Annotated in this window: 1 protein-coding gene; it reads left to right on the forward strand. The window is 71.5% G+C overall.

Features of this window, described 5'->3' with window-relative positions:
* Positions 1–228 (forward strand): hypothetical protein (locus tag OWC43_RS23245; RefSeq protein WP_393958654.1); only part of this gene is annotated, 228 nt, incomplete at both ends.

Here is a 228-nt window from a genome sequence, read left to right on the forward strand (position 1 = left end):
CGCGCTACAGCGGCGGGCCGTGGGTCGACGCGCTCGGCGACCTGACGCTGACCGGCAAGACCACCTCGGGCTACTTCCGCTCGCACGAGATCCCGCTGCCGCGCAATCCGGCCGGCGCCTCGGCCCCGTGGCAGGTCCGGGTGGTACGAGTCTCGCCCGACACCGACGCGTTCAACGCCAGCCAGTCGAAGGTCACCAGCCAGTCGGACCTGGTGTTCGCCTCGACCA

It is taken from the genome of Methylorubrum sp. POS3 (genome assembly GCF_043352485.1).
Lineage (GTDB): Bacteria > Pseudomonadota > Alphaproteobacteria > Rhizobiales > Beijerinckiaceae > Methylobacterium > Methylobacterium suomiense.